Origin of the sequence: Bacteroides sp. 11BF (genome assembly GCF_019633765.1) — a bacterium.
Classification (GTDB): Bacteria; Bacteroidota; Bacteroidia; order Bacteroidales; family Bacteroidaceae; genus Bacteroides; species Bacteroides hominis.
This window is the reverse complement of sequence record NZ_JAFKPJ010000058.1, coordinates 1-2,162: the sequence shown is the minus strand read 5'-3', so window position 1 is coordinate 2,162 and position 2,162 is coordinate 1. Positions and strand designations below refer to the sequence as shown.

At 47.1% G+C, this 2,162-nt stretch carries 2 tRNA genes and 1 rRNA gene; all 3 read left to right on the top strand.

Going from position 1 to position 2,162, the window contains the following annotated elements:
• Window positions 1–232: 232 nt before the first annotated feature.
• Window positions 233–1,761: ribosomal RNA gene (locus JZY04_RS20915) — 16S ribosomal RNA — on the top strand.
• A 155-nt stretch (window positions 1,762–1,916) separates the two neighbouring features.
• Window positions 1,917–1,993: transfer RNA gene (locus JZY04_RS20910), tRNA-Ile, on the top strand.
• A gap of 26 nt (window positions 1,994–2,019) precedes the next feature.
• A tRNA-Ala gene (locus tag JZY04_RS20905) sits at window positions 2,020–2,096 on the top strand.
• Window positions 2,097–2,162: the final 66 nt, after the last annotated feature.

Here is a 2,162-nt window from a genome sequence, read left to right as displayed (position 1 = left end):
AAACATTTGGTGTTTTAAAATAAACCTTTTACCTTTGCACCCGCTTTTGAAACGAAGCGCAATCGAAACGAAGCGTTCTTTGAAAAATTGATAAACAATACAAGTAGTACAAGTAAAATTTAGAACCGTCAATACTTATTATATAGGTATATGAAAAAATGACCGTCAATAAATTTTCGACATCCTGAACAGAGCTAATATTGTCCCTTACGGGATATATAACAATACTTTTACAATGAAGAGTTTGATCCTGGCTCAGGATGAACGCTAGCTACAGGCTTAACACATGCAAGTCGAGGGGCATCAGGAAGAAAGCTTGCTTTCTTTGCTGGCGACCGGCGCACGGGTGAGTAACACGTATCCAACCTGCCCTTTACTCGGGGATAGCCTTTCGAAAGAAAGATTAATACCCGATAGTATAATGATTCCGCATGGTTTCATTATTAAAGGATTCCGGTAAAGGATGGGGATGCGTTCCATTAGGTTGTTGGTGAGGTAACGGCCCACCAAGCCTTCGATGGATAGGGGTTCTGAGAGGAAGGTCCCCCACATTGGAACTGAGACACGGTCCAAACTCCTACGGGAGGCAGCAGTGAGGAATATTGGTCAATGGGCGATGGCCTGAACCAGCCAAGTAGCGTGAAGGATGACTGCCCTATGGGTTGTAAACTTCTTTTATATTAGAATAAAGTGCAGTATGTATACTGTTTTGTATGTATAATATGAATAAGGATCGGCTAACTCCGTGCCAGCAGCCGCGGTAATACGGAGGATCCGAGCGTTATCCGGATTTATTGGGTTTAAAGGGAGCGTAGGTGGACTGGTAAGTCAGTTGTGAAAGTTTGCGGCTCAACCGTAAAATTGCAGTTGATACTGTCAGTCTTGAGTACAGTAGAGGTGGGCGGAATTCGTGGTGTAGCGGTGAAATGCTTAGATATCACGAAGAACTCCGATTGCGAAGGCAGCTCACTGGACTGCAACTGACACTGATGCTCGAAAGTGTGGGTATCAAACAGGATTAGATACCCTGGTAGTCCACACAGTAAACGATGAATACTCGCTGTTTGCGATATACAGTAAGCGGCCAAGCGAAAGCATTAAGTATTCCACCTGGGGAGTACGCCGGCAACGGTGAAACTCAAAGGAATTGACGGGGGCCCGCACAAGCGGAGGAACATGTGGTTTAATTCGATGATACGCGAGGAACCTTACCCGGGCTTAAATTGCAGTGGAATGATGTGGAAACATGTCAGTGAGCAATCACCGCTGTGAAGGTGCTGCATGGTTGTCGTCAGCTCGTGCCGTGAGGTGTCGGCTTAAGTGCCATAACGAGCGCAACCCTTATCTTCAGTTACTAACAGGTCATGCTGAGGACTCTGGAGAGACTGCCGTCGTAAGATGTGAGGAAGGTGGGGATGACGTCAAATCAGCACGGCCCTTACGTCCGGGGCTACACACGTGTTACAATGGGGGGTACAGAAGGCAGCTACCTGGTGACAGGATGCTAATCCCAAAAGCCTCTCTCAGTTCGGATCGAAGTCTGCAACCCGACTTCGTGAAGCTGGATTCGCTAGTAATCGCGCATCAGCCACGGCGCGGTGAATACGTTCCCGGGCCTTGTACACACCGCCCGTCAAGCCATGGGAGCCGGGGGTACCTGAAGTACGTAACCGCAAGGAGCGTCCTAGGGTAAAACTGGTGACTGGGGCTAAGTCGTAACAAGGTAGCCGTACCGGAAGGTGCGGCTGGAACACCTCCTTTCTGGAGCGATGTTGGAAACGACGTTCATTGGTTCTAAAATTGTACTACTGGTACTTGTTTATTTATAGAATATAGATCGACCGTCTATAGCAATATAGATAGAGATAAACAAGAGAAAAACAGAAGCCGAGTCTAAGACAGGACACGGTTGAACTAGTCCTATAGCTCAGTTGGTTAGAGCGCTACACTGATAATGTAGAGGTCGGCAGTTCAACTCTGCCTGGGACTACCAAGACGAGATTATTATCTTGTATGATTGGGGGATTAGCTCAGCTGGCTAGAGCATCTGCCTTGCACGCAGAGGGTCAACGGTTCGAATCCGTTATTCTCCACCATTGATACGCTGGCAACGCAAGTTGCTGAATGTTATCATACGATCTTTGACATGATGTACAAAAAAA